The organism is Agromyces soli (genome assembly GCF_022811605.1).
Lineage (GTDB): Bacteria > Actinomycetota > Actinomycetes > Actinomycetales > Microbacteriaceae > Agromyces > Agromyces soli.
On the sequence record NZ_CP094533.1, the window covers coordinates 3,783,777 to 3,810,275 of the forward strand.

The 26,499-nt window shown below is 69.6% G+C and carries 18 protein-coding genes and 3 rRNA genes; 10 read left to right on the forward strand and 11 right to left on the reverse strand.

What is annotated here, in order from left to right; all coding sequences use genetic code 11:
* Positions 1-34: 34 nt before the first annotated feature.
* The gene (locus tag MTP13_RS18065) at positions 35-1,810 is read right to left on the reverse strand and encodes a methyltransferase (protein ID WP_243569020.1); all 1,776 of its coding nucleotides are present in this window, start codon (positions 1,808-1,810) and stop codon (positions 35-37) included.
* Between the two features lie 193 nt (positions 1,811-2,003).
* On the opposite strand from MTP13_RS18065, the gene MTP13_RS18070 reads away from it, so the two are divergent.
* Entirely contained in the window at positions 2,004-2,336 is a 333-nt protein-coding gene (locus MTP13_RS18070; protein ID WP_243569021.1) for a hypothetical protein, read from the forward strand.
* Positions 2,337-2,348: 12 nt separating this feature from the next.
* Here MTP13_RS18070 and pnuC read toward each other — a convergent pair whose 3' ends face one another.
* The 7 genes from pnuC to MTP13_RS18105 all read right to left on the reverse strand — a co-directional run bounded on the left by pnuC (position 2,349) and on the right by MTP13_RS18105 (position 12,177).
* Positions 2,349-3,005 (reverse strand): nicotinamide riboside transporter PnuC, encoded by a 657-nt coding sequence (pnuC, locus tag MTP13_RS18075; RefSeq protein WP_243569022.1) that lies wholly within the window; start codon positions 3,003-3,005, stop codon positions 2,349-2,351.
* A 19-nt stretch (positions 3,006-3,024) separates the two neighbouring features.
* Complete coding sequence (locus MTP13_RS18080) at positions 3,025-3,408, reverse strand: DUF3054 domain-containing protein (RefSeq protein ID WP_243569023.1); 384 nt, start codon at positions 3,406-3,408, stop codon at positions 3,025-3,027.
* Positions 3,405-5,318, reverse strand: a complete 1,914-nt coding sequence (locus MTP13_RS18085) for a thioredoxin domain-containing protein (RefSeq protein WP_243569024.1) — start codon at positions 5,316-5,318, stop codon at positions 3,405-3,407. Before MTP13_RS18085 ends, MTP13_RS18080 begins: the two co-directional genes overlap by 4 nt.
* A gap of 61 nt (positions 5,319-5,379) precedes the next feature.
* Positions 5,380-5,496 (reverse strand): 5S ribosomal RNA (gene rrf, locus MTP13_RS18090).
* 166 nt (positions 5,497-5,662) lie between these two features.
* Positions 5,663-8,767 (reverse strand): 23S ribosomal RNA (locus MTP13_RS18095).
* Between the two features lie 467 nt (positions 8,768-9,234).
* Positions 9,235-10,759, reverse strand: a 16S ribosomal RNA gene (locus MTP13_RS18100).
* The 16S, 23S and 5S rRNA genes sit together here, the layout of an rRNA operon.
* Positions 10,760-11,346: 587 nt before the next feature.
* Positions 11,347-12,177 carry an aldo/keto reductase gene (locus MTP13_RS18105; protein WP_243569025.1) on the reverse strand — a complete coding sequence of 277 codons (831 nt, stop codon included), beginning with the start codon at positions 12,175-12,177 and terminating at the stop codon, positions 11,347-11,349.
* Positions 12,178-12,308: 131 nt separating this feature from the next.
* Here MTP13_RS18105 and hrpA point away from each other — a divergent pair, with 131 nt between their 5' ends.
* On the forward strand, positions 12,309-16,313 hold the full coding sequence (gene hrpA / locus MTP13_RS18110; protein ID WP_243569026.1) for an ATP-dependent RNA helicase HrpA: 4,005 nt from the start codon (positions 12,309-12,311) through the stop codon (positions 16,311-16,313).
* Between the two features lie 55 nt (positions 16,314-16,368).
* Here the strand turns inward: hrpA and MTP13_RS18115 are convergent, their stop codons facing one another.
* Genes MTP13_RS18115 through MTP13_RS18125 form a run of 3 tightly spaced genes read right to left on the reverse strand, consistent with a single transcriptional unit; the run spans position 16,369 to position 19,084 of the window.
* Positions 16,369-17,181, reverse strand: a complete 813-nt coding sequence (locus MTP13_RS18115) for an amino acid ABC transporter ATP-binding protein (RefSeq protein ID WP_424221790.1) — start codon at positions 17,179-17,181, stop codon at positions 16,369-16,371.
* On the reverse strand, positions 17,178-18,185 hold the full coding sequence (locus tag MTP13_RS18120) for an amino acid ABC transporter permease (RefSeq protein WP_243569027.1): 1,008 nt from the start codon (positions 18,183-18,185) through the stop codon (positions 17,178-17,180). Before MTP13_RS18120 ends, MTP13_RS18115 begins: the two co-directional genes overlap by 4 nt.
* A gap of 2 nt (positions 18,186-18,187) precedes the next feature.
* Entirely contained in the window at positions 18,188-19,084 is an 897-nt protein-coding gene (locus tag MTP13_RS18125; RefSeq protein ID WP_243569028.1) for an ABC transporter substrate-binding protein, read from the reverse strand.
* Positions 19,085-19,329: 245 nt separating this feature from the next.
* On the opposite strand from MTP13_RS18125, the gene MTP13_RS18130 reads away from it, so the two are divergent.
* From MTP13_RS18130 to MTP13_RS18165, 8 genes are all read left to right on the forward strand, one after another.
* Positions 19,330-20,538 (forward strand): MFS transporter, encoded by a 1,209-nt coding sequence (locus MTP13_RS18130; protein WP_243569029.1) that lies wholly within the window; start codon positions 19,330-19,332, stop codon positions 20,536-20,538.
* A 13-nt stretch (positions 20,539-20,551) separates the two neighbouring features.
* Entirely contained in the window at positions 20,552-21,379 is an 828-nt protein-coding gene (locus MTP13_RS18135; RefSeq protein ID WP_243569030.1) for an aldo/keto reductase, read from the forward strand.
* A gap of 139 nt (positions 21,380-21,518) precedes the next feature.
* Positions 21,519-22,388 carry a DUF4349 domain-containing protein gene (locus MTP13_RS18140; protein WP_243569031.1) on the forward strand — a complete coding sequence of 290 codons (870 nt, stop codon included), beginning with the start codon at positions 21,519-21,521 and terminating at the stop codon, positions 22,386-22,388.
* Positions 22,389-22,397: 9 nt separating this feature from the next.
* Positions 22,398-23,555 carry an acyl-CoA dehydrogenase family protein gene (locus MTP13_RS18145; RefSeq protein WP_243569032.1) on the forward strand — a complete coding sequence of 386 codons (1,158 nt, stop codon included), beginning with the start codon at positions 22,398-22,400 and terminating at the stop codon, positions 23,553-23,555.
* Positions 23,556-23,655: 100 nt separating this feature from the next.
* Positions 23,656-23,832, forward strand: coding sequence for a hypothetical protein (locus MTP13_RS18150; RefSeq protein WP_189085919.1), 177 nt, complete (start codon positions 23,656-23,658; stop codon positions 23,830-23,832).
* 7 nt (positions 23,833-23,839) lie between these two features.
* The gene (locus MTP13_RS18155; protein WP_243569033.1) at positions 23,840-24,721 is read left to right on the forward strand and encodes an alanyl-tRNA editing protein; all 882 of its coding nucleotides are present in this window, start codon (positions 23,840-23,842) and stop codon (positions 24,719-24,721) included.
* 73 nt (positions 24,722-24,794) lie between these two features.
* Complete coding sequence (locus MTP13_RS18160) at positions 24,795-25,289, forward strand: cation:proton antiporter regulatory subunit (RefSeq protein WP_189085917.1); 495 nt, start codon at positions 24,795-24,797, stop codon at positions 25,287-25,289.
* Positions 25,290-25,302: 13 nt separating this feature from the next.
* The gene (locus MTP13_RS18165) at positions 25,303-26,493 is read left to right on the forward strand and encodes a cation:proton antiporter (RefSeq protein ID WP_189085916.1); all 1,191 of its coding nucleotides are present in this window, start codon (positions 25,303-25,305) and stop codon (positions 26,491-26,493) included.
* The last annotated feature ends 6 nt before the right edge of the window (positions 26,494-26,499 follow it).

Consider the following 26,499-nt stretch of genomic DNA (forward strand, 5'->3'; position numbering starts at 1 on the left):
TCGGGCTGGACGGCGGCGGTGGGCGGGGCGCCGGTCAGGCGGGAGCGCCGCCCGGTCGGGCTGGGTCTGCCGGTCGCAGCAGCCCGCCCGCGACGAGCTCGCGGAGCGTCGGGGCGAGCTCGGCCCAGAGCTCCGCGCCGTCCGCCTCGAGCAACTGCGCGATCGCGTCGGAGAGCACGCCCGCGGGCAGCTCCCCGTCGGCGGCGCCGACGAAGGCGGCGAGCGCGGTGCCGGCGTCGACGACCCGACCGAAACCGCCGCCCTGGCGCAGCAGGATGACGGTCGGCTGCTCGGCACCCGGCCAGTGGTGGCGCTCTTCGGTGACATCGGGCGCGACCTCCAGGCGGATGCCTCGCAGCGCCTCATCGTCGAGCGGCGCGAGCGCGTCGATCGCGGCGAGCGCGCGCTCGAGGTGCGCGCCGAGACCGCCCGACTCCGCGCCGAGCGGCCCGTGCAGGCGTTCGGCGCGGGCGAGTCGGGCGGGAGCCTCGCCCGCGGGGCGGCGCAGCAGCACGTAGCCGAAGCCGACCGACTCGACCCCGCGCTCGGCGAAGTCCTCGAGCCACGCGGCGTGCAGCCGCTCGAACTCCGCGGTGCCCGGGCGGGTGCCGCCGTCGCGGATCCAGGTCTCCGCGTACTCGCTCGGGTCCTGGCGCTCGCGCTCGACGAGCCAGTACTCGAGCCCGGTGCCGTCGAGCCAGGCGGCGACGCGCTCGAGCCCGTCGGCGATGCCCTCACCGGTCTCGGGGTCGGCGGTGACGCGGTACTCCCAGTTCGCGAGCAGCTGGGCGATCCCGGCGGGCTCCAGGTGCGCGGCGGCGCCGCGGATCACGGCCTCGACGAGCTCGTCCCCGGCGAGCCCGCCGTCGCGGTACTCGTAGCTCGGCACGCCCGGGCGGCGCGGGGTGATGACGAACGGCGGGTTCGACACGATGCGGTCGAAGCGTTCGCCGGCGACGGGCTCGTAGAGGCTGCCGAGGCGGAACTCGACCCCGGAGACCTCGTTCAGCGCGGCGGCGAACCGGGCGAACGCGAGCGCCCGCGCGGACACGTCGGTCGCGACGACCCGCTCGCTGAACCGGGCTGCGTGCAGGGCCTGGATGCCGCTGCCGGTGCCGAGGTCGAGCGCGGTGCGGGCGGGCCGCTGCAGCAGCAGTCCGCTGAGCGTCGTCGTCGCCCCGCCGATGCCGAGCACGTGGTCCTCGGCGAGCGCGGGGCCGGTGCCGAGGCCCGGCCCGGACGCCGCTTCGCCGACGAGGGCCAGCTCGCCGAGATCGGAGGCGAGCCACCACTCCCCCTCGCCGGCGTCATCGGCGAAGCCGTAGGGACGCAGGTCGACGAGGGCGCGCACGGAGCCGGCGGCGGTGCGTCCGACGAGGCCGAGCCGTTCGGCGCCGTCGCTGCCGAGCGTCGGGAGGGCGTGGTCGAGGGCGGCGGGCTCCGCGGCCGCCCCGAGCACGAAGAGCCGGACGAGCGCCGCGAGCGCCCGGATGCGCTCGGCCTCGCCGCTCGCTTCACCGTCGGCGGATGGGTCGAGCCGGGCCAGCACGTGGTCGAGCGCGAGCAGGGCGGGCGCCCGGTGGCCCCGCTGCAGCGAGCGGCCCGGGTGGCTGCGCCCGTCGACCGCGGTGCGCTCCCAGAGCTCCTCGATCCGGGCGACCCGGAAGCCGGCGGCGTCGAGGTCCGCCCGGAGCGCTGCGACGAGCGCCAGGGTCTCGGCGTCGGGCGCCTCGCCGAAGCGTCGTACGAAGTCCGCCGCCCGGCCGTCGCCGACCCGCGCCGCGGGCTCGGGCTCGTTCGCTTCCGGCATCCTGGCCTCCTGGTCCCGCGCGGTCGCGCGCGATCCATTCAAGCAGGCGCAGCCGGGGTCTTCGTGTGCCGAACCCAGCACCGCGCCGTCACACCCCCGAAACCCAACGGCCACCTCGTGCGTCCTCCTGTAACCGCGCCGTCACACGGGCGGCGTACCCTTGCTACATCGACACCGCGAGGGGAGGGTCGCCATGACCGAGCCGACACCGCTCGATCGCCTGCGTCAGGACGCGCGCGACGAGCTCGCCGCGCTCATCGAGCTGCGCTGCCGGCTGGGCGAGGACCCCTGGGTGTTCCTGCCCGATCTGCCGTCGGTCGACGAGCAGGTCGTGGCCACGCTCCGCGAGGACCGGCTGCACGACGGCGGCTGGGCCGCGCAGCGCGCCCGCGCCTACCACCCGACCGCCCGTCCGGGCGACGTCGAGCGCTTCGAGTTCGAGCTGCTCCGCGGCATCGCGCTCGAGCACCCCGAGCTGAGCCAGGCCGCTTGGTCGATGCTCGACCGGGTGCCGAGCGCCTGGTAGCGCTCCCTCGGTTCAGGCCGCGGCGAGCTTCGCCCGGCGCTGCACCGCCATCCAGGTGAAGAAGCCCACGATCGTGAACGCGCCGTAGAACAGGTACAGCAGCGCCGAGGCGTAGTAGCCGGCGCTCACGAGCAGCGGCACGCCGACGGCGTCGACCGCGACCCAGATCAGCCAGAACTCGGTCCAGCCGCGCGCCATCCCCCAGGTCGCGAGCAGGGAGCCGACGAAGATCCAGGCGTCGGCCCAGACGGGCTCGAAGGAGCCGAGCGCGCGGAAGATGGGCGTCAGCACCAGCGTGCCGCCGAGGAGGCCGACGACCAGCAGGATGCGGACGCGCCATCCGGCCCAGCGGGGCTCCACCGCGGCGATCGCGGATCTCCGGTGCTGCGACCAGCGCACCCAGCCGTAGATCGACACGGCGATGAACATGACCTGGCGGCCGGCCTGCCCGAGCAGGTTCACCGGGTTGGGGGTGTGGAACACCGCTCCGAGGAAGACGGTGAAGAGCAGCGCGTTGCCGATGATGCCGACGGGCCACGCCCACACCTTGCGCCGCATGCCGCCGAGCGCGCTCGCGAGCCCGAAGAGGTTGCCGACGATCTCGCGCCAGAGGATCACCTGGTCGCCGATGACCAGCTGGGCGTCGAACAGCCACTCGATGGGGTTCATGCGCGCGGCGGTGCGGCGGTCACGAGGCGGTCCGCCGTGAGCGGAGCCGGGCGACGAGCGCGACGAGCGCGCGCCAGCCGAGGAGGAAGAGCGCGAGCGTGCCGGCCGCCACGAGGACGAAGGGCAGCTGCGTGCCCTGCCCGCTCGCGGCGCGCAGCAGCATGCCCCCGACGAGCGTCACCGCCCAGATGACGACACCGCTCGGCCAGAGCGCGAGCGGTCGCCGCCACGCGAGGGAGACGAGCCAGCCCAGGACGAGCGCCGCGAGGAACGGCCACGCCGTCTGCCAGAGCCCGGCGAGATCGAGTCCCTCCGCATGGCTGCGCCGGCCGATGACGACGAAGAGCGCGACGAGCAGCACGTCGGCGACGGCGGCGACCCAGACGGCCGACTGGCGATTCATTCCTCAATCGTAGGGCTCACGAGCGCGGCCAGCGCGCCGGGCTCGTGCACGGGCAGCGCGCAGACGAAGTGCTCGCAGCGGTACGCCGTGGCGCGCCCGTCGAGCGCCTCCCGCGCTGCGAAGAGCTCGAAGCCGGCCGCGGCGAACTCCTGCGCCTGCCCGGGCGTCACCACCGCGCGGATCGCGGCGGGCTGCCGCCTGGCCTCCTCGATGAGGGCCTCGGATGCCTCGTCGGCCGGCGCCACCACGACGAGCTGCACCTCGGCCGCGCGCAGGCGGGCCATTACGGCGAGCGCCCCGCCGAAGGCGATCGGCCGGCCGGGCGCGATGCCCGCGACCGAGGCCATCGCCCGTTCCGCCGCCTCGCGGTAGTGCTCGCCGGCGCCGAGCTGCGCGAGCAGCAGCGCCGCGTCGGCGCAGCTCGTCAGTCCGGACGGGGCCGCACCTTCTGCGGGGTCGTCGGGCAGTGCGAGGCCGAGCGCGTCGAGCGTGGGATCCAGCACCGGCGGTGCGAACGGGATGCCTCGTGCCGCCTCGCCGCCGGTCTCGGCGTCGTGCGGCTCGGCGTCGTGCAGCGCCCGATCGATGAGCTCGCGCGCGCGGCTCGCCCAGCCCGCCTCGCCCGAGGCGAGTGCGAGCCGGATCAGCCCGCCGGCGAGCATGCCGACGTCCTCGAGCGTCGCCGGCGCCTCCGAGACCACGCCGTCGAGGGAGGCCCGACGCAGCATCCCGTCGACGAGGTGCCGCTCGAGGACGACCGCCGCCGCGGTGCGGGCGGCTGCGAGCGCGGCCGCCGCGGCGGACTCCTCGAGACCGCGCTCCGCGAACGCCGAGAGCGCGCCGATCGTGAGCCCGTTCCAGCCGCTCAACAACTTCGCGTCGAGCGCGGGCGGGCTGACCGCGGCGCGCGCCTCGGCGTCGAGCCGGTAGTAGCCGCCCTCGTTCCGCCGCCCGTCGAGCACGCTCTCGGAGTCCTGCGCACTCGCGAAGCCACCGCCGGGCAGCGCCATCGTGGTTGTCAGGAAGCGCGCCAGGTCGCTCGCGAGGGGCGCCGCCCAGCCGAGCGCATCGGGCTGGCGGGTGGCGGCGACGGCGAGGCCGAGCAGCTGCGCATTGTCGGGCAGCATGCGCTCGTAGTGCGGCTCGCTCCAGTCCCGCTTCGTCGCGTAGCGGAAGAAGCCGCCGTCGACCGGGTCGAACAGCGGGGACGCCGCCATGCGCTGCAGCGTCCGGTCGGAGAGCGCCCGCGCTTCGCCGGGCAGTTCGCCGAGGAAGCCGAGCACCGTCGGCACCGGGAACTTCGGCGCCGGACCGAATCCGCCGTACTCCCGGTCCTCGTCCGCAGCGAGCGAGCGGGCCGCGGCGTGCAGTTCGGCATCCGACGGCAGCGCGCCGCCGGCCGTGGCGGACGCGGCGCCGGCGAGCGCCTTGGCCACCTCGTCGCCCATCGCGAGGAGCTCGCCACGTCGGCTGCGCCAGGCCTCCGCGACGGCGGCGAGCACCTCGCTGAACGCGGGCGTGGCACCCACCGACTTCGGGGGGAAGTAGGTGCCCGCGTAGAAGGTGCGGCCCTCGGGCGTCGTGAAGACGGTCAACGGCCAGCCGAGCTCCCGCGTGAAGGCGGATGCCGCGGCGAGATAGCTGCCGTCGACGCCCGGATGCTCCTCGCGATCGACCTTGACGGCGACGAAGTCGCGGTTTAGCTGGGCCGCGACGACCGGATCGGAGAAGCTCTGCCTGGCCATGACATGGCACCAGTGGCACGTGGCGTAGCCGATCGAGACGAGCACCGGCACGTCGCGTTCACGTGCCGCGGCGAAGGCCTCCGGCCCCCACGGGTACCAGTCGACCGGGTTCTCGGCGTGCGCACGGAGATAGGGGCTCACGGCGCCCTGCAGTCGGTTCGCCATGCAGTCAGCTTAAATGCCGAAAGGCCACCCCGGGGTTCGGGGTGGCCTTTCGTGAATGGGTGTCCGGCGGTGTCCTACTCTCCCACAGGGTCCCCCCTGCAGTACCATCGGCGCTGTCAGTCTTAGCTTCCGGGTTCGGAATGTGTCCGGGCGTTTCCCTGACGCTATGGCCGCCGTAACTCTTGCCCCGACACCAACCGTGCGTCTGGCGCGGGTTGGTGGGGAAATCGTTCGAGCGTTGCTCTGTTCAATTTGTTGGTTGGTTCGTCTGTTGGGAACCACACAGTGGACGCGAGTCATCGGGCTCTACATCGTGCCTTTTGCAAACGTTGATGTAGATAGTGATTATCAAGTTATCGGCGTATTAGTACCAGTCAGCTGCACACCTTGCGGTGCTTCCACATCTGGCCTATCAACCCAGTCGTCTGGCTGGGCGCCTCTCCCCCCGAAGGGGATGGAAATCTCATCTTGAGGCCGGCTTCCCGCTTAGATGCTTTCAGCGGTTATCCATCCCGAACGTAGCTAACCAGCGGTGCTCCTGGCGGAACAACTGGCACACCAGAGGTTCGTCCAACCCGGTCCTCTCGTACTAGGGTCAGATCCTCTCAAATTTCCTGCGCGCGCAGAGGATAGGGACCGAACTGTCTCACGACGTTCTAAACCCAGCTCGCGTACCGCTTTAATGGGCGAACAGCCCAACCCTTGGGACCTACTCCAGCCCCAGGATGCGACGAGCCGACATCGAGGTGCCAAACCATGCCGTCGATATGGACTCTTGGGCAAGATCAGCCTGTTATCCCCGAGGTACCTTTTATCCGTTGAGCGACAGCGCTTCCACAAGCCACTGCCGGATCACTAGTCCCGACTTTCGTCCCTGCTCGACCTGTCAGTCTCGCAGTCAAGCTCCCTTGTGCACTTACACTCGCCACCTGATTGCCAACCAGGTTGAGGGAACCTTTGGGCGCCTCCGTTACTCTTTGGGAGGCAACCGCCCCAGTTAAACTACCCACCAGGCACTGTCCCTGAACCGGATCACGGTTCGAAGTTAGATATCCAGAGTGACCAGAGTGGTATTTCAACAATGACTCCACGAACACTGGCGTGCCCGCTTCAAAGTCTCCCACCTATCCTACACAAGCCACACCGAACACCAATACCAAGCTGTAGTAAAGGTCACGGGGTCTTTCCGTCCTTCTGCGCGTAACGAGCATCTTTACTCGTACTGCAATTTCGCCGAGTTCGCGGTTGAGACAGCTGGGAAGTCGTTACGCCATTCGTGCAGGTCGGAACTTACCCGACAAGGAATTTCGCTACCTTAGGATGGTTATAGTTACCACCGCCGTTTACTGGGGCTTAACTTCTCAGCTTCGCTCCGAAGAGCTAACCGTTCCGCTTAACCTTCCAGCACCGGGCAGGCGTCAGTCCGTATACATCGACTTGCGTCTTCGCACGGACCTGTGTTTTTAGTAAACAGTCGCTTCCCACTGGTCTCTGCGGCCTTCACGCCTTCGGCAGCAAGTGCCTACAACGATCCGGCCCCCCTTCTCCCGAAGTTACGGGGGCATTTTGCCGAGTTCCTTAACCACGATTCTCTCGATCTCCTCGGTATTCTCTACCTGACCACCTGAGTCGGTTTGGGGTACGGGCGGCTAGAACCTCGCGTCGATGCTTTTCTCGGCAGCATAGGATCACCCACTTTTTATCCGCATCACGTCTCAGCCGTAATGAGTCGCGGATTTGCCTACGACTCGGCCTACACGCTTGCCCCGGGACAACCATCGCCCGGGTTGGGCTACCTTCCTGCGTCACACCTGTTAATACGCTCACCGCACCAGACCGGGTCCCATGCTCCCCGCCACGGTGTCCCCCGAAGGGAACGATGTGACAGTTCGGATGGTTAGCATTACTGGATTGGTGTGGGCGGTTCTTCGCCGGTACGGGAATATCAACCCGTTGTCCATCGACTACGCCTGTCGGCCTCGCCTTAGGTCCCGACTTACCCAGGGCAGATTAGCTTGACCCTGGAACCCTTGGTCTTCCGGAGGACGGGTTTCTCACCCGTCTTTCGCTACTCATGCCTGCATTCTCACTCGTGTACCGTCCACGGCTGGTTTCCACCGCCGCTTCACCCGGCACACGACGCTCTCCTACCCATCCACACGACTGGACCACGAAGGCCTATCGATTGTATGAATGCCACGACTTCGGTGGCGTGCTTGAGCCCCGTTACATTGTCGGCGCGGAATCACTTGACCAGTGAGCTATTACGCACTCTTTCAAGGGTGGCTGCTTCTAAGCCAACCTCCTGGTTGTCTGTGCAACTCCACATCCTTTCCCACTTAGCACGCGCTTAGGGACCTTAGTCGGTGGTCTGGGTTGTTTCCCTCTCGACGATGAAGCTTATCCCCCACCGTCTCACTGCTGCGCTCTCACTTACCGGCATTCGGAGTTTGGCTGACGTCAGTAACCTGTTGAGGCCCATCGGCCATCCAGTAGCTCTACCTCCGGCAAGAAACACGCAACGCTGCACCTAAATGCATTTCGGAGAGAACCAGCTATCACGAAGTTTGATTGGCCTTTCACCCCTATCCACAGCTCATCCCCTCAGTTTTCAACCTAAGTGGGTTCGGTCCTCCACGACGTCTTACCGTCGCTTCAACCTGGCCATGGATAGATCACTTCGCTTCGGGTCTAGGACCTGCGACTGAATCGCCCTATTCAGACTCGCTTTCGCTCCGGCTACCCCACACGGGTTAACCTCGCCACAGATCACTAACTCGCAGGCTCATTCTTCAAAAGGCACGCCGTCACCCCAACACGGGAGCTCCGACGGTTTGTAAGCAAACGGTTTCAGGTACTATTTCACTCCCCTCCCGGGGTACTTTTCACCTTTCCCTCACGGTACTTGTCCGCTATCGGTCATCTGGGAGTATTTAGGCTTACCAGGTGGTCCTGGCAGATTCACACGGGATTTCTCGGGCCCCGTGCTACTTGGGATCCCTCTCCGGGCCGCACACGATTTCGACTACGGGACTCACACCCACTCCGGTCCGGCTTTCAATCCGGTTCGTCTATCGCATACGCGTCACCGTGGCTGTCCGGCAGAACAGCCCGAAAGGTCCCACAACCCCGACCATGCAACCCCTGCCGGGTATCACACATGACCGGTTTAGCCTCATCCGCTTTCGCTCGCCACTACTCACGGAATCACGGTTGTTTTCTCTTCCTGTGGGTACTGAGATGTTTCACTTCCCCACGTTCCCTCTACCCGCCCTATATATTCAGGCGGGAGTCACCAGGTCACCCAAAGGGCCTGGCGGGGTTTCCCCATTCGGAAATCCTCGGATCACAGCTCGTTTATCAGCTCCCCGAGGCTTATCGCAGATTACGACGTCCTTCTTCGGCTCCAGATGCCAAGGCATCCACCGTTTGCTCTTAGAAACTTGAAATCACATGAGTTCGATCGAATTCGTGCAACACCCCAAAGGATGCTGCGAAATTGACCAGTGAATACGCCGAAACACGCACCCCCGAAAGGGCACCATTCGACGACTCACCTATGTGACCGACCCAAAACGGGTCAGTCTAAGATGCTCGCGTCCACTATGTAGTTCTCAACAGACGAACAGCACCCCCACACCCGCCCACCACAGTGAGCATCGGCAGAGGCCTGCAAGAAACCAGCCACCCCCCAGCCAAAGCCAAGAAGTTGCGCCCGGTCCCTCAGGACCCAACAGCGTGCACGCACCCAACCCGCCGACCCCGATCGTTCCAACCATCCCGAAAGAGGGCGTACTAAACCAGAACCCTTGGCCTGGATGCCTATGTCAATGTTCCACCCATGAGCAACCAGCAAGAACGTTCGTCTTGATCTGGCGCACTGCGAAAGCCCGAAAGCCTCCGAGTTGCTCCTTAGAAAGGAGGTGATCCAGCCGCACCTTCCGGTACGGCTACCTTGTTACGACTTAGTCCTAATCACCGATCCCACCTTCGACGGCTCCCTCCACAAGGGTTAGGCCACCGGCTTCGGGTGTTACCGACTTTCATGACTTGACGGGCGGTGTGTACAAGGCCCGGGAACGTATTCACCGCAGCGTTGCTGATCTGCGATTACTAGCGACTCCGACTTCATGAGGTCGAGTTGCAGACCTCAATCCGAACTGAGACCGGCTTTTTGGGATTCGCTCCGTCTTACGACATCGCAGCCCTTTGTACCGGCCATTGTAGCATGCGTGAAGCCCAAGACATAAGGGGCATGATGATTTGACGTCATCCCCACCTTCCTCCGAGTTGACCCCGGCAGTCTCACATGAGTCCCCACCATAACGTGCTGGCAACATGCGACGAGGGTTGCGCTCGTTGCGGGACTTAACCCAACATCTCACGACACGAGCTGACGACAACCATGCACCACCTGTTCACGAGTGTCCAAAGAGTTGACCATTTCTGGCCCGTTCTCGTGTATGTCAAGCCTTGGTAAGGTTCTTCGCGTTGCATCGAATTAATCCGCATGCTCCGCCGCTTGTGCGGGCCCCCGTCAATTCCTTTGAGTTTTAGCCTTGCGGCCGTACTCCCCAGGCGGGGCGCTTAATGCGTTAGCTACGACACGGAAACCGTGGAAAGGTCCCCACATCTAGCGCCCAACGTTTACGGCGTGGACTACCAGGGTATCTAATCCTGTTCGCTCCCCACGCTTTCGCTCCTCAGCGTCAGTAAGTGCCCAGAGACCTGCCTTCGCCATCGGTGTTCCTCCTGATATCTGCGCATTCCACCGCTACACCAGGAATTCCAGTCTCCCCTACACCACTCAAGTCTGCCCGTACCCACTGCAGGCTAGAGGTTGAGCCTCTAGTTTTCACAGCAGACGCGACAAACCGCCTACGAGCTCTTTACGCCCAATAATTCCGGACAACGCTCGGACCCTACGTATTACCGCGGCTGCTGGCACGTAGTTAGCCGGTCCTTTTTCTGCAGGTACCGTCACCCGAAGGCTTCTTCCCTACTAAAAGCGGTTTACAACCCGAAGGCCGTCATCCCGCACGCGGCGTTGCTGCATCAGGCTTGCGCCCATTGTGCAATATTCCCCACTGCTGCCTCCCGTAGGAGTCTGGGCCGTGTCTCAGTCCCAGTGTGGCCGGTCACCCTCTCAGGCCGGCTACCCGTCGACGCCTTGGTGAGCCATTACCTCACCAACAAGCTGATAGGCCGCGAGTCCATCCCAAACCGAAAAACTTTCCACCCCACACCATGCGGTGCAAGGTCCTATCCGGTATTAGCTCCGATTTCTCGAAGTTATCCCAGAGTCCAGGGCAGGTTACTCACGTGTTACTCACCCGTTCGCCACTAATCCCCCAGAGCAAGCTCCAAGTTCATCGTTCGACTTGCATGTGTTAAGCACGCCGCCAGCGTTCGTCCTGAGCCAGGATCAAACTCTCCAAAAAAAATGATTCGGCCAACCCCCAAAGGAGGCCAACCAGAGTTTGTTCACTGACAGAGAAACAACTGACTAATCAAAATCAAATTGTCCATCAATCAAAGGAATCCATACCCACTCCAAAAAGCAGGCTGGGGTTCAATAAATTGGCATTGAACATAGTGCACGCTGTTGAGTTCTCAAGAAACGGACGCACCTGAACTCCGGTCAATCAGACCTTCAATCAGGGCAACCTGTCTACCGTACCACCTCTGCGAGCCGGTCGAGACCGAGCGATTCGAGCCAGACAGATCTGGATCGAGATTCACAAAGGAGGAGGTTTCATCTTAGGCTTGAAATCACCGAGTCGCAATGCTGCGCCTTCGAGGTTATTTGGCTAAGATCTTCGCCGTTCGGGGCCCGTTCGCTTCTCGCGTTTTCCGGCCGCCGTGGCGACATGGAATAACTTACGCGGCTCCGGCCGCCGCAGCAAAATCGAGCCTGCATCCCGGGCGTGTCGCCCGGATTTCCGCCACTTTCGCCCGAGACGGCGAAAGGCCCGCCCCTCCTCGCGGATGGAACGGGCCTCTCGATGAGCCGGGATGCGTGCGTGGGCTACTCGACCTCGTCGGGGTGCGCGCTCACGCGCCCCTCGCGCTCGAGCGCGGTGATCGCCTGCATCTCGGCCTCGTCGAGCACGAAGTCGAAGACATCGAAGTTCTCGGCCATGCGCTCGCGCCGGTTCGACTTGGGGAAGACGATGTTGCCGCGCTGCAGGTGCCAGCGGATGACGACCTGCGCCGGGGTCTTGCCGTGCGCCGATGCGGCGCCCGTCACCTCGGGGAGTTCGAGCAGCGGGTACTTGCCCTGCCCGAGCGGGCCCCACGCCTCGATGGCGATGCCGTGTTCGCGGGCGAACGCCGCGGTCGCCGGCTGCTGATGCGCCGGGTGCAGCTCGATCTGGTCGACGGCGGGCACCACGCTCGTCTCGGAGAGCAGCCGCTCGAGGTGGGGCACGAGGAAGTTCGAGACGCCGATGGACCGGGCGCGGCCGGACTCGCGGATGCGCTCGAACGCCTTCCACGTCTCGACGTAGCGGTCGCGCGCGGGCGACGGCCAGTGGATCAGGTAGAGGTCGACCTCGTCGAGGCCGAGCCGTTCGAGGCTCGCCTCGAACGCGTCGAACACGGACTGCGTGCCCTGATCGTCGTTCCAGAGCTTCGTCGTGATGAAGAGCTCGTCGCGCGGGACGCCCGATGCCGCGATGGCCCGCCCGACCCCCGCCTCGTTGTCGTAGATGCGCGCGGTATCGAGGTGGCGATAGCCCACCTCGAGCGCATCGCTCACGATGCGCTCGGTCTCGACCGGATCGACCTTGAACACCCCGAACCCCAGCTGCGGGATCGAACGGCCGTCGTTGAGCTGCACCACGGGAACCTGCGTCATGCCTCCATCCCATCACGCGCCGCCGACACCCGGGAGGGGCGTTCGCTGCTCGCGATCACCGCCCGCGGACGGGCGCGGCGGCCCGCGGATCGCCCCGTCGGCCGCGCCCCGCGTCATACGATGGAGGGCTCATGTCTCGACTCGCCCCGGTGCCGCCCATCACCTACCCGCCCGAGCTCCCCGTCTCGGCGCAGCGGGAGGAGATCGCGCGCGCCCTGCGCGAGCACCAGGTCGTGATCGTCGCGGGAGCCACCGGATCGGGCAAGACGACGCAGCTGCCGAAGCTCTGCCTCGAGCTCGGCCGCGAGCAGATCGCGCACACGCAGCCCCGCCGCATCGCCGCCCGCACGATCGCCGAGCGCATCGCCGAGGAGACCGGCACCGAGCTCGGCGGCCTCGTCGGCTACCAGGTGCGCTTCACCGACCGGGCGAGCGAGTCGACCCGCGTGAAGGTGATGACCGACGGCATCCTGCTGAACGAGATCCACCGCGACCGCGAGCTCCGCCGCTACGACACGATCATCATCGACGAGGCGCACGAGCGCAGCCTGAACATCGACTTCCTGCTCGGCTACCTGAAGCAGCTGCTCCCCCGCCGCCCCGACCTCAAGCTCATCGTCACGAGCGCGACCATCGACCCGGAGAGCTTCGCGAAGCACTTCGCCGACGCCGACGGCACCCCCGCCCCGGTGATCGAGGTGTCCGGTCGCACCTACCCGGTCGAGATCCGGTACCGGCCGCTCGTCGGCGACGCGGCCGGCGACGACGACGAGGGAGCCGCGGCCGACGACCGCGACGTGCAGCAGGGCATCCTCGACGCCCTCGACGAGTTGGACCGCGAGTCGTCGGGCGACGTGCTGGTCTTCCTCTCCGGCGAGAGCGAGATCCGCGACGCCGAGCAGGCGGTGCGCGCGCACGCCGAGCGCCGCGGCGGACGCGGCGGGGCGACCGAGGTGCTCCCCCTCTACGGCCGGCTCTCCTCCGCGGAGCAGCACCGGGTCTTCGAGCCCTCGGCGGTCGCCGGGCTGCGCCGCCGGGTGGTGCTCGCCACCAACGTCGCCGAGACGAGCCTCACCGTGCCCGGCATCCGCTACGTCGTCGACGCCGGCACGGCGCGGATCAGCCGCTACTCCGCGCGCTCCAAGGTGCAGCGACTGCCGATCGAGCCGATCTCCCAGGCCTCGGCCAACCAGCGCTCGGGCCGCTCCGGCCGCACGAGCGACGGCATCGCCATCCGCCTCTACGGCGAGGACGACTTCGAGCGCCGCCCCGAGTTCACCGACCCCGAGATCCTGCGCACGAACCTCGCCGCCGTCATCCTGCAGATGGCCGCCCTCCGGCTCGGCCCGATCGAGGACTTCCCCTTCCTCACCCCGCCCGACACCCGCGGCGTGCGCGACGGCCTCGACCTGCTCGCGGAGCTCGGCGCGCTCGAGCCCGGCGGCCGCGACGACCCGCGCGGCCCGCGACTCACCCGGATCGGGCGCCAGCTCTCCCGGCTGCCGATCGAACCGCGCTACGCGCGCATGGTGCTGGAGTCGAAGGCGCACGGCGTCTCCCGCGAGGTGCTCGCGATCGTCGCGGGCCTCACGATCCAGGACCCCCGCGAGCGCCCACTCGACCGGCGCGAGGAAGCGAACCAGGCGCACGCCCGCTTCGCGGACCCGACGAGCGACTTCCTCACCCTGCTGAACCTCTGGAACCACCTCGAGCAGCAGCAGCGCGAGCTCTCCGGCAGCGCGTTCCGACGCCGCTGCAAGGCCGAGTTCCTGAATTCGCTGCGGGTGCGCGAGTGGCAGGACCTCTATCGTCAGCTCGTCCGGCTCGCGAAGCCGCTCGGCCTCGAGATCGCGGCCGGCCCGGCGGGTGCCACCGCGGCCGAGGCGGGGGCGAACGCCGACGGCATCCACCGCTCGCTCCTCGCGGGGCTGCTCTCCCAGCTCGGCCTGCGCGACGACGCGAAGACCTCCTCCGGCCGGGGCGGCGCCGGCCAGGCGCGCGAGGCGGAGCGCAAGGGGCGGCGCCAGCAGGCCGAGTTCCTCGGCGCCCGGGGCGCGCGCTTCGCGATCTTCCCCGGCTCCGCGCTCGCCAAGAAGCCGCCCGCCGCCGTGATGAGCGCCGAACTCGTCGAGACGAGCCGACTGTTCGCCCGCACCAACGCGGCGATCGACCCGGCGTGGGCCGAGCAGCTCGCCGGCCCGCTCGCGAAGCGAAGCTTCTCCGAGCCGCGCTGGGAACGCCGCCAGGGCGCGGCCGTCGCCGACGAGAAGGTCACGCTCTACGGACTCGCCATCGTGCCGAAGCGGCGCATGCAGCTCGCCCGCGCCGACGCCGAGCTCGCCCGCGAGCTCTTCATCCGCCACGCCCTCGTGCTCGAGGAGTGGGACTGGAACCGGCTCGACCGGCGCGTGTACCGCTTCATCCGGGCGAACCGGGAGCTCCGCCGCGAGCTCGGCGAGGTCGAGGAGCGCACCCGCCGCCGCGACCTGCTGCTCGGCGACGAAGCCGCGGTCGCGTTCTACGAGGCGCGCGTGCCCGCCGGCGTCGTCGACGTGCGCAGCTTCGAGCGCTGGTGGCGCGGCGAGCACCGCGAGCACCCCGAGCTGCTCACGATGACGCGTGCCGACCTCCTCGGCGAGGACGAGGCGGATGCGGCGGCCGACGGCTTCCCCGACGGCTGGGTGCAGGGCGATCAGCGGCTGCGGCTCGCCTACCGCTTCGAGCCCGGCGCCCCCGACGACGGCGTCACCGTGCTCGTGCCGCTGGTGCTGCTGCCCCGGCTCGAGCCGAGCGGCTTCGACTGGCAGGTGCCCGGCCTCCGCGACGAGCTCATCACCGCGATGCTCCGCACCCTGCCCAAGGTGCTGCGCCGCCAGGTCGTCCCCGCCGCCGAGTGGGCGGCGAAGATCGCCGCCGAGCTGCCGGGCGGCCCGGAGGGCGGCGAGGCACGCCCGCCGTTCGCCGAGATCGTTGCGCAGACCATCAAACGACTCACCTACGCGCCGGTGTCGGCCGAGGACTTCGAGCTCGACCGCATCCCGCCGCACCTCCGGGTCACCTACCGCGCGGTCGACGAACGCGGGCGCGCACTCGGCGAGGCGAAGGAGCTCGCCGAGCTGCAGTCGCGGCTGGCCGAGCGGGCCGGGCGCGCCGTCGCCGCGACGTTCACGGGCGACGGCCGGAACGCCGCCGATCGATCGAGCCGGGGACCGGCAGGCGGCGAACGCCCCGGGCCCGCCGCCGTCGCGGTCGCCGCGCACGAGGGCCCGAAGCCCGAGCGCGGGCTCACCCGCTGGGCGTGGGACGCGCTGCCCGCGCACGTCGACACCCGACAGGGCGGCAACACGATCCGCGCGTACCCGGCGATCGTCGACGAGGGCGAGAGCGTCGCCCTCGTGCTCGTCCCCACCGCGGAGGAGCGCGACCGGGCGTCGCGCCGGGGCATCCGCCGGCTCCTGATGCTGCAGACCCCCTCGCCGTCGGCCTACGTGCAGGAGCACCTCTCCAACGAGGAGAAGCTCTCCCTCGGGCAGAGCGCCTACCAGGGGCCGCGCGCGCTCCTCGAAGACTGCCTCGCGGCGGTCGTCGACGAGGAGCTGCGGCGACGGCATCCCGACGGCCTGCTCGCGAGCCGCGCGGAGTTCGACGAAGCGCTCGCCGCGATCGGCGCGGTCGTGGTCGAGCGCATGTTCGAGACCGCCGCCCTCGTCGCGAAGATCCTGAAGGCCTCGCGGGAAGCGGATCGCGCGATCTCGAAGGCGTCCAGCCTGCAGCTGATGTCGGCGCTCGCCGACGCCAGGGCGCAGCTCGAGGCGCTCACCCCGGCCGGATTCATCCAGGCGACGGGGCTCGGGAGGCTCCGGCACCTGCCCCGCTACCTCGAGGCGATCACCGTGCGGGTGCGCCGCATGCAGGAGAACCCGGGCCGGGACCGGCAGCTCATGACCGAGTTCGCGCAGGCCGCTGAGGCGTACACCAAGGCGGGCGGGACCGTGCCGATCGACCCGGAGGCCGATCCCGCGCTCGTGCGCGTGCGCTGGCTGCTCGAGGAGCTCCGCGTGGGGCTGTTCGCGCAGGAGCTCCGCACGGCCGAGACCGTGTCGGTGCAGCGGATCCGGAAGGCGCTCGCCGGCTGAGCCGGGCGAGCGCCCTCCGTCGCGGTACGCCGTTCGGGCGTCGCGCGGACCGCGGCTAGAGGACCTTCGAGAGGAAGGCCTTGGTGCGCTGGTGCTGCGGGTTGGCGAGCACCTCGCGCGGGACGCCGGTCTCGACGACCACGCCGCCGTCCATGAAGACGAGGGTGTCGGCGACCTCGCGCGCGAAGCCCATCTCGTGCGTCACGACGACCATGGTCATGCCGGTCTTCGCGAGTTCCTTCATGACGTCGAGCACCTCGCCGACGAGCTCGGGGTCGAGCGCGGAGGTCGGCTCGTCGAACAGCATCAGCTTCGGGTCCATCGCGAGCGCGCGGGCGATCGCGACGCGCTGCTGCTGCCCGCCCGAGAGGTGCGCCGGGTAGTAGTCGGCACGTTCGGCGAGCCCGACCCGGGCGAGGAGCTCCAGCGCCCGCGCCTTCGCCTTGGCCTTCGAGAGGCCCTTCACCTGCGTCGGCGCCTCCATGACGTTCTCGAGCGCCGTCATGTGCGGGAACAGGTTGAAGCGCTGGAAGACCATGCCGATATCGCGGCGCTGCTTCGAGATCTCCTTCGGATGCATCTCGTGCAGCCGGCCGCCCGCCTCGCGGTAGCCGACGAGCTGCCCGTCGACCGCGAGCCGCCCGGAGCTGACCTGCTCGAGGTGGTTGATGCAGCGCAGGAAGGTCGACTTGCCCGAGCCGGACGGCCCGACCAGGCAGAGCACCTCGCCGCGCTTCACCTCGAGCGAGATGTCCTTCAGGACCTCGTTCGATCCGAAGCTCTTCGACACGTGCTCGGCGCGCACCATCGGCACCGAGGCGTCGCCGGCGGCGGGGGCGCCAGCGGGCGCCGTCGTCTGCTCGCTCATCGTGCGTCTCCTCCGTGCTTGGCGGCGATGGCGGCGTCGGCCGCCGCGGTCTCGTCGAGCTCGACGGCCGACATGGACGCCGTCACCGGGCCCGGACCCGCGTCGGGCCGCGCGCCCACGCCGCGGGCGAAGCGCTTCTCGAGGAAGAACTGGCCGACCATCAGCACCGAGGTGATGGCGAGGTACCAGATCGAGGCGACGATGAGCAGCGGGATCGGGTTAAAGATCTCGACCGAGATGTCCCTGGTTCGGGTGTACAGCTCGAGCGTGAACGGCACGGCGGTGGCCAGCGACGTCGTCTTCAGCATCGAGATGACCTCGTTGCCGGTCGGCGGGATGATGACCCGCATCGCCTGCGGCAGCACGACGCGCCGCATCGTCTTGCCCCAGCCCATGCCGAGCGCCGTCGCGGCCTCATGCTGCCCCGGGTCCACCGAGAGCAGTCCCGCGCGCACGATCTCGGCCATGTAGGCCGACTCGTTCAGGCCGAGGCCGATGACCGTCAGCCAGAAGGCGTTGAAGAGCAGCTTGGTCGGGAACGACACCCACGGCTCCATGAACGGCACGCCGAGGTCGATCGAGGAGTAGATCGTCGCGAGCAGGCCCCAGAAGACGAGCTGGACGTAGACCGGGGTGCCGCGGAAGATCCACAGGTACACCCACGCGACCGACTTCAGCACGGGGTTCGGCGACTGCCGCATCACCGCGAGGATGATGCCGAGCACGACGCCGATGATCATCGAGAGGACGGTCAGCAGCAGGGTGAAGCCCGCGGCCTGGGTGACGCGCTTGTCGAAGACGTACTTGCCGACGGAGGCCCAGTCGAAGGCCTCGCGCTGCGCGGCGTCGATCACGAAGACCGCGACCGCGGCGAGCAGCAGCACCGCGACGACGATGCGCCAGGGATGCCGGAGCTTCACGACCTTCTCGGGGCCGCTGGACGGGGCGGGCGCCCCGACCGCCGGCGCGGGCGATGCCGCCCGGCCGGCTGACGAGTCGCTCATGCCTACTTGCCCGCGTTGATGTCGATCGTGTCGACGGCGCCGGACTCGACGCCCCACTCGGCGAGGATGTCGCCGTAGGTGCCGTCGTCGATCAGCGACTGCATCGCGGCCTGCACGGCCTTCGCGAGCTCCGAGCCCTTCTTCACCGGGAAGCCGTAGGGCGCCGAGTCGAAGACCTCGCCCGCCTGCTCGAGCTTGCCGTCGGTCTGAGCGATCGCGTAGCCGGTCACGGGCGAGTCCGCGCTCATCGCGTCGGCCTGGCCGAGGACGACGGCGTTGGCCGCGGCCTCCTGGGTGTCGAACGGCGTGATCTCGATCGCGGGCTTGCCGGCGTCGACGCAGGCCTGGCTCTTCGCCGGGAGCTCGTCGGTGTGCTCGTATGTCGTGGCCTGCACGGCGACCTTCAGGCCGCAGGCATTGTCGGGGTCGACGGTCTTGCCCTTGGGCGCGGCCCACAGGATGCCCGCGCTGTAGTAGTCGACGAAGTCGACCTGCTTCTGGCGCTCGGCGTTGTCGGTGAAGGAGGACATGCCGAGGTCCATGGTGCCGCCGGTGATCGACGGGATGATCTTGTCGAAGCTCGCGATCTCGTACGTGATCTTGAGGCCGAGCTTGGCGCCGAGCGCGTCGACGAGGTCGACGTCCCAGCCGATGGGGTTGCCGTCGGCGTCCTTGTACTCGTTGGGCGGGTAGGCGGCGTCGGTGCCGACGACGAGCTCGCCGGCGCTCTTGATCTCCTCGGGGAGGAGCGCGACCGCGGCCTCGTCGACCGCGATGGAGGCGCCGGTGTCGTCGCTGGGTGCGGCGCTCGGCGGGGTGCTGTTGTCGACGCAGCCGGTGAACAGCAGCGCGGCGGCCGAGGCGATGGCGGCCGGGAGGAGCAGACGTCGGGTGTGCATGATGGGACCTCTGTCGTCACGAAGTGATTGGGGACACGTACGACGACGTAGCGTAATCTCCAAGGCTCCGTCGCCGTGGCCCGAGCATAGCCCGCCCGATCGCGCCGACCCGAACTCACGACCGAATACGCCGTGATCCAGCGCTCGAACGCAGGATTCCAGCGCCCGCTGCGAAATCGACGCAGCGATTCACCCATCTCGTGGCGGCTTCCCTCAGGGGTCGCGCTCGATAGAGTGGTCCAACTGTGGGGAGCTACTCGGAACTGCTGAAGACCAGGGGCGTCGCCCGCATCATCGCGGCCCAGCTGACGGCCCGGTTCCCCTCCGGCATGCTCTCGCTCGCTTTCCTCCTGCACGTCGAGCAGCAGACCGGCTCCTACGGCTCCGCCGGCCTCGTGCTCGCCGCGACCTCGATCGGCCAGGCCGTCGCGGGCCCGCTCACGAGCCGCATGATGGGGCGCTTCGGCATGCGCCCCGTGCTCATCACCACCCTCACCATCTGCGTCGCCGCGATCGTCGCCATCGGCGTCATCCCGCCGGTCATGCCCCTCTACCTCGGCATCGGCCTGCTCGCCGGCCTCGCCACCCCGCCCGTCCAGCCCGCGGTGCGCACCATCTACCCGAAGATGGTGAACTCCCGCCAGCTCACCCCGCTCTTCTCCCTGGACGCCTCGGCGCAGGAGATCATCTGGGTCGTCGGCCCCGTCGTGACGACCTTCGTCTCCACGCAGATCGGCACCATCTGGGGCATCCTGCTCGCGGCCGCCCTCATGGTCGTCGGCGGCGCCTGGTTCATCTCCTCCCCCGAGCTCGGCCGGGTGCGCATCCCGCGTTCGAAGCGCCGCTTCGGCGTCGTGCTCGCCCGTCCGCCCGTGCTGCTCGCGACCGTCGTCGGGTTCCTCCTCGTGGGGGCGTGCGCCGCCATCGAAGCGGGCGTCGTCGCCGTCTTCGGCCACGGCGGCCCGGAGGCGGGCATCGTGCTCGCCATCTTCTCGATCGGCAGCCTCGCGGGCGGACTCTTCCTCGGGCACGCGCCGATCAGCCCGTGGTCGACCGCCCGGCGCATGTTCATCGTGTTCGCCGGCACCGCGCTCGCCGCCGCGGCGATGGACTTCTGGTGGCTCGCCGGCACCCTCTTCGTCGCCGGCATCGGCATCGCCCCCGCGCTCGCCGTGCTCTTCGCGATCGTCTCGGCGAGCGTGAAGTTCTCCGACACCGCCGAGGCCTACGGCTGGGTCGGCACCGGCCAGCTCATCGGCGCCGCCCTCGGCTCGGCGCTCGCCGGCTTCCTCATCGACGGCAACGGCGCCCAGGGCGCGTTCTGGGCCGCCGCGGCGCTCGCCTTCCTCGGCACGCTCGTGCCGGCGCTCGCGAAACGCTGGCACCCCGACCTCCGCGGCCGCGACGCGAGCCCGATGCCCGACACCGAGCCGGTGCCGATCACCCCCAGCTGACGAGGAGGACCGCATGTCCGATCACCGCTCGCCCCTGCTGCCCCTGGCCGACGGCGCCGAGATCCCGCAGCTCGGCTTCGGCCTCTACAAGGTGCCTGCCGAGGACGCCGCCCGGCTCGCCCTCGCCGCGATCGACGCCGGCTACCGCCACCTCGACACCGCCGCCTTCTACGCGAACGAGGCGGAGGCCGGCCGCGCGGTGCGCGAGGCGCCCGTCGCCCGCGAGGAGCTCTTCGTCACGAGCAAGGTCTGGAAGGACGACAACGGCTACGACGAGACGCTCCGCGCCTTCGACGCCTCGATGGCGCGCTTCGGCCTCGAGCGCCTCGAGCTGTACCTCATCCACTGGCCGGTGCCCTCGACCGACCGCTACGTCGACAGCTGGCGTGCGCTCGTGCGGCTCCGCGACGAGGGGCGGGTGCGCTCCATCGGCGTCGCGAACTTCCACGCGCACCACATCGAGCGGATCATCGGCGAGACCGGCGTGGCCCCGGTGGTGAACCAGGTCGAGCTGCACCCCTGGCTGCCGCAGGCGGAGCTCCGAGCGTACGACGGCGCGCACGGCATCCTGACCGAGGCGTGGTCGCCGCTCGCGCGGGGCCGCGTGCTCGGCGACCCGGTGCTGGCGGGCATCGCCGCGAAGCACGGGCGTACCCCGGCGCAGATCGTGCTGCGCTGGCACGTGCAGCTCGGCAACGTCGTGATCCCGAAGGCGTCCTCGCCCGAGCGGATCCGGGAGAACCTCGACGTCTTCGACTTCGCGCTCGACGCGCAGGACCTCGCCGCGATCGCCGGCCTCGAGTCGGGCGAGCGCACGGGTCGCGACCCCGACGACGACTGACGGCGGGCCCGACCCGACGAGCGAGCGGCGGCCCCGGTTGTGGCCGCCGACGGACTCCCAGCAGACGGCAACCCGATCGTGACCGGACTCCCAGCGCCCGGTCAGCCACGGCCCTCGCCGCCCGCCCTAGCGTGTGGCCATGACCACGACGACGCGACTCGTACGGCCCCTCGCGGCCCTCGCCGCGGCGGCGTTCGCCGCCCTGCTCCTCGCCGGCTGCACCGCCCAGGGCGGGGGCGCCTCCTCCCCCGCGATGCCGGCCGCCCCCGGCGCTCCCCTCGCCGACGAGTCGGCGGGCGCGGACGCCGCCCAGGACGCCGACGGCACGAGCGAGCGCAGCGTGGTGACGACCGGCTGGCTGCAGCTCACCGTCGAGGACCCGGTCGCCACGGCGGCGGATGCCTCGGCCCTCGTCGAGCGCGCCGGCGGCCGGGTCGACCACCGCTCCGAGACCCCGGGCACCGAGACCCAGCCGGCGCGCGCCTCGCTCGTGCTCCGGATCCCGGCCGACGAGCTCGACGGTACCGTCGCCGCGCTCCGCGAGCTCGGGCGCGTCGACCAGGTGTCGCTGGACGCCTCGGACGTCACGGTCGAGCGGCAGGACCTCGAGGCGAGGATCGAGGCCCTCACCGCCTCGGTCGAGCGCCTGCAGCAGCTCCTCGCGAGCGCCGCGACGACCGGCGACCTCATCGCGATCGAGTCCGAGCTCACCACCAGGCAGGCGGAGCTCGACGGCCTCACCACGCAGCGCGAGCTGCTCGTCGATCAGATCGACTACGCCACGGTGAGCCTCGAGCTCGTCACCGAGGGCGTCGCGCCGAGCGCCGGCCCTGGGGACTTCTGGTCGGGGCTCGTCGTCGGCTGGGAGTCGCTCGTCGCCTTCACCGGGGCGGCCCTCGTCGCCCTCGGCGTGGCACTGCCGTGGCTCGGCGTCCTCGTCGTGCTCGGCGGCCTGGTCGTCGGGATCGTGCTGCTCGCGACCAGGCGTCGCGGCGACCGGGAGGCGTAGGCTTCGGGTGTGGGCCCTGAGACGCTGCTCGATGACACCCTGCTCGACCGCATCCGCGAGCGCGCGGCCGGCTACGACCGCGACAACGGATTCTTCACCGAGGACCTCGAGGAGCTGCAGGAGCTCGGCTACCTGCGCGCCCTCGTTCCCGTCGAGTTCGGCGGGCTCGGCTGGAGCCTCGAGGACGCGGTGCTGGGGCAGATGCGCCTCGGCGGCGCCGCCCCGGCGACGGCGCTCGCGGTCAACATGCACCTCGTCTGGACGGGCGTCGCGAAGGTGCTGCACGACCGCGGCGACGACACGCTCGACTTCCTCCTCCGCGAGGCGGGCGAGGGCGAGCTGTTCGGCTTCGGCATCAGCGAGGCCGGCAACGACCTGATGCTCTTCGGCTCGCGCTCGGAGGCCGACCCGCAGCCCGACGGCGGGTACCGCTTCACCGGGCGCAAGATCTTCACCTCGCTGTCGCCCGCGTGGACCCGCCTCGGCACCATGGGGCTCGACTCCGCGTCCGCGGACGCGCCGAAGCTCGTCTACGCGTTCATCGACCGCGAGGACCCCGACGTCAAGATCCTCGACGACTGGAACACGCTCGGCATGCGGGCCAGCCAGAGCCGCACCACGGTGCTCGACGGCGCGTACGCCGCCCCCGACCGGATCGTGCGCCGACTCGACCCCGGACCCAACGCCGACCCCTTCGTCTTCGGCATCTTCGCGAACTTCGAGCTGCTGCTCTCGGCGGTCTATACGGGCATCGGCGGCCGGGCGATCGCGCTCGCGGTGGCCGCGGCGCGCCGCCGCACCTCGATGAAGCACGGCGGCCGGCCGCTCTCGAGCGATCCCGACATCCGCTGGCGCATCGCCGACGCCGCGATCGCGCACGACGCCATCGAGCCGCAGCTGCGCTCGCTCGCCCGGGACGTCGACGAGCTCGTCGACCACGGTGCGCAGTGGTACCCGAAGCTCTCCGGGGCGAAGGTGCGCGCCACCGAGACGGCGAAGCAGGTCGTCGACCAGGCGGTGCGGGTGGCCGGCGGCTCGAGCTACTTCGCCGGCAACGAGCTCGGCCGGCTGTACCGCGACGTGCTCGCCGGCCTCTTCCACCCCTCCGACGACGAGTCCGCGCACGGCACCGTCGCGAACGCCCTGCTCGGCCCGGCCGAGGACTGAGCGGGCGGTCGGCGCGGCAGGGCCCGGCCGCGGCGCCGGCGGACGCCTGGCTAGACTGGAGGAGGCGGCATCCGCCCGCACTCGCACTCTGGAGGTCGTTGTGAACGTCGTCGCTTTCCTCATCGCCATGGGCCTGTTCGTGTTCGGCATGTGGCTCATGGGCACCGCGCCGCACCTCGCGGGCGTCGAGGCGATCGTCTTCTTCGCGGGCATCATCTGCGTGTCGCTCGCGATGGCGATCCCGATGAACCTGCTCGGCCGTCGCGACGGCGTCTGAGCCGCCGATGACGCTGCCCGGCACGCCGACCCGCGTCGACTACCCGGCCGGGGCCTTGACGAGCACCGCGACGGTGCTGCACGTCGCCCCCGCCGCCGACGGCCTCGTCGCCGTCGTGACCGACACCACCTGCTTCCACCCCGTCGACGCCGCCTGGCCCGACCAGCCCGCCGACCGGGGCGTGCTCCGCACGAGCGGCCGGGAACTGCCGATCGCCGACGCCGTCGTGGCGGCGACGGACGGCGCCGAGCTGCACCTCGGCGACGCCGTCCCGGTGCGCAAGGGCACCGAGGGCTGGACCTTCGTCGTCGCGCACCTCGTCGACGCCGCCGGCGCCCCGGCCGAGGGCGACGAGGTCGGGATCGCCGCCGACCCCGAGCTGCGCGCCGCGCTCAGCGTCGGCCACACCGCCTGTCATCTCGCCTCGCTCGCGCTGAACCGGGCGCTCGCCGGGCGCTGGTCCAAGGAACCCCGGCGGGACGCGCTCGGCGCCCCCGACTTCGACGGCACGGCCATCCAGAGCTCGCGCATCGAGGCTGACGGCTCGGTCGACCGCTACCGGCTGAACAAGTCGCTGCGCCGCGCCGGCTTCGACACCGCCTCGCTCGACGAGGCCGCCCTCCCCGCGCTCGCCGCGGAGGTCCGGGCGACGCTCGCCGAGTGGGTCGCGGCGGATGCCGCGGTCCGCGTCGAGGCCGAGGGCCCGACGCTCACCGACCGGCGCTCCTGGGTCTGCGAGCTTCCGGATGCCACGGCGCGCATCCCCTGCGGCGGCACGCACGCCGCATCGACGGGGGCGCTCGGCGACCTCGACGTGCAGTTCGAACTCGGCGACGACGCGGGCACGCCCGTGCTCGTCATGACCACCCGCGCGACGCCGCGCGGCTGACGCCGCGAGCGCGGCCCGGGCGACTCGGCCGCGGCTGCCGGAGCACCCCTCCGGCGGGAGTACGATGTCGCACGTGGGAATTCGCATCGAGAAGGTCGACCTGCCGGGCATCGGGGTCCGGCACGATCTCGTGACCGAGCACGGTCGTCGCATCAGCGTCGTCTCGCACCGCGACGGCGAGCGCGATCTCGGCGTCTTCGACGAGGACGACCCCGACGCCTGCCGCAACTCCGTGCCGCTGAACGACGAGGAGGCGGCGGCGCTCGCCGACGTCCTCGGCGCCTCGGTCATGCTCTCCCGGCTGACGAGCCTGTCCGACGAGACGGCCGGCCTCTACACCGAGCAGATCGCCCTGCCCACGGACTCGCCGTTCCTGAACCGCACCCTGGGCGACACCAAAGCCCGCACCCGCACGCACGCCTCCATCGTGGCGATCGTGCGCGACGGCCAGGTCATCCCCTCGCCCACCCCGGCCGAATCGCTGCGGGCCGGCGACGTGATCGTCGCCGTCGGCACCCGCGAGGGCCTCGACGGCGTCTCGCGGCTGCTCGCCAACGGACCAGACTGAGTCCGCGCCCCGTATGCACGAGACCACGCTGCTCCTGATCGAAGTCGGCGCGCTGCTTCTCGGCATGAGTCTGCTCGGGCGCCTGGCCCTGCGCATCGGCCTCTCGCCGATCCCGTTCTACCTGCTGCTCGGCCTCGCCTTCGGCCAGGGCGGCATCGTGCCCTTCGACGCCAGCATCGAGTTCCTGCAGACCGGCTCCGAGATCGGCGTCATCCTGCTGCTCGCGCTGCTCGGCCTCGAGTACACCGCCGGCGAGCTGTTCGAGAGCCTGAAGTCCGCACGCGCGGCGGGCATCGTCGACGGCCTGCTGAACGCCCTGCCCGGCGCCGCGCTCGCCCTGCTGCTCGGCTGGGGCCCCATCGCCGCGGTCGCCCTCGCCGGGGTGACCTGGGTGTCCTCCTCCGGCGTCATCGCGAAGCTGCTGCGCGACCTCGGCCGCCTCTCGAACCGCGAGACGCCGGCGCTGCTCGGCGTGCTCGTGCTCGAGGACCTGGCGATGGCGTTCTACCTGCCGGTGCTCTCGGCGATCGTCATCGGGGTGAGCCTCTGGCAGGGCGCCATCGCCGTCGCGATCGCGGTGACGGTCGTGGTCGTCATCCTCTACATCGCGCTGCGCCACGGCAACATCGTCTCCAAGCTCTTCCCGGCCGACCACGCCGAACCGCTGCTGCTCGGCGTGCTCGGGCTGACCATGCTCGTCGCGGGCGTCGCGCAGGAGGTCTCGGTGTCGGCCGCGGTCGGCGCGTTCCTCGTGGGCATCGCCCTCTCGGGCCGGGTCGCGGCGGCCGCGAGCCAGGTGCTCACGCCGCTGCGCGATCTGTTCGCGGCGACGTTCTTCGTGTTCTTCGGGCTCACCACCGACTCGTCGAACCTGCTGTCGATGCTCGTGCCCGCCCTCGTGCTCGTCGTCGTCACCTCGGCGACGAAGGTCGCCACCGGGGCGTTCGCCGCGCGGCGGGCGGGCGTCGCCGCGCTCGGCCAGTGGCGGGCGGGCTTCAGCCTCATCCCGCGCGGGGAGTTCTCGATCGTGATCGCGGGGCTCGCGGTGACCGCCGGGGTGACGCCGGCGCTCGCCTCGCTCGCGACGGACTACGTGCTGCTCACGATCATCCTCGGCACCTTCCTCGCCCGGATGCCCGACGCGATGTGGTTCCGCCAGGCGGTGCGCCGGCGCCGGCTCGCCAAGGAGCCGGCGCCGAGCTGAGCCGCG

What these genes read in the sequence shown, in the direction of transcription:
- MTP13_RS18065 (WP_243569020.1), bottom strand. Translation starts at nt 1,810, where the DNA reads ATGCCGGAAGCGAACGAGCCCGAGCCCGCGGCGCGGGTCGGCGACGGC.
- MTP13_RS18070 (WP_243569021.1), top strand. Translation starts at nt 2,004, where the DNA reads ATGACCGAGCCGACACCGCTCGATCGCCTGCGTCAGGACGCGCGCGAC.
- pnuC (WP_243569022.1), bottom strand. Translation starts at nt 3,005, where the DNA reads ATGAACCCCATCGAGTGGCTGTTCGACGCCCAGCTGGTCATCGGCGAC.
- MTP13_RS18080 (WP_243569023.1), bottom strand. Translation starts at nt 3,408, where the DNA reads ATGAATCGCCAGTCGGCCGTCTGGGTCGCCGCCGTCGCCGACGTGCTG.
- MTP13_RS18085 (WP_243569024.1), bottom strand. Translation starts at nt 5,318, where the DNA reads ATGGCGAACCGACTGCAGGGCGCCGTGAGCCCCTATCTCCGTGCGCAC.
- MTP13_RS18105 (WP_243569025.1), bottom strand. Translation starts at nt 12,177, where the DNA reads ATGACGCAGGTTCCCGTGGTGCAGCTCAACGACGGCCGTTCGATCCCG.
- hrpA (WP_243569026.1), top strand. Translation starts at nt 12,309, where the DNA reads ATGTCTCGACTCGCCCCGGTGCCGCCCATCACCTACCCGCCCGAGCTC.
- MTP13_RS18115 (WP_424221790.1), bottom strand. Translation starts at nt 17,181, where the DNA reads ATGAGCGAGCAGACGACGGCGCCCGCTGGCGCCCCCGCCGCCGGCGAC.
- MTP13_RS18120 (WP_243569027.1), bottom strand. Translation starts at nt 18,185, where the DNA reads ATGAGCGACTCGTCAGCCGGCCGGGCGGCATCGCCCGCGCCGGCGGTC.
- MTP13_RS18125 (WP_243569028.1), bottom strand. Translation starts at nt 19,084, where the DNA reads ATGCACACCCGACGTCTGCTCCTCCCGGCCGCCATCGCCTCGGCCGCC.
- MTP13_RS18135 (WP_243569030.1), top strand. Translation starts at nt 20,552, where the DNA reads ATGTCCGATCACCGCTCGCCCCTGCTGCCCCTGGCCGACGGCGCCGAG.
- MTP13_RS18140 (WP_243569031.1), top strand. Translation starts at nt 21,519, where the DNA reads ATGACCACGACGACGCGACTCGTACGGCCCCTCGCGGCCCTCGCCGCG.
- MTP13_RS18155 (WP_243569033.1), top strand. Translation starts at nt 23,840, where the DNA reads ATGACGCTGCCCGGCACGCCGACCCGCGTCGACTACCCGGCCGGGGCC.
- MTP13_RS18165 (WP_189085916.1), top strand. Translation starts at nt 25,303, where the DNA reads ATGCACGAGACCACGCTGCTCCTGATCGAAGTCGGCGCGCTGCTTCTC.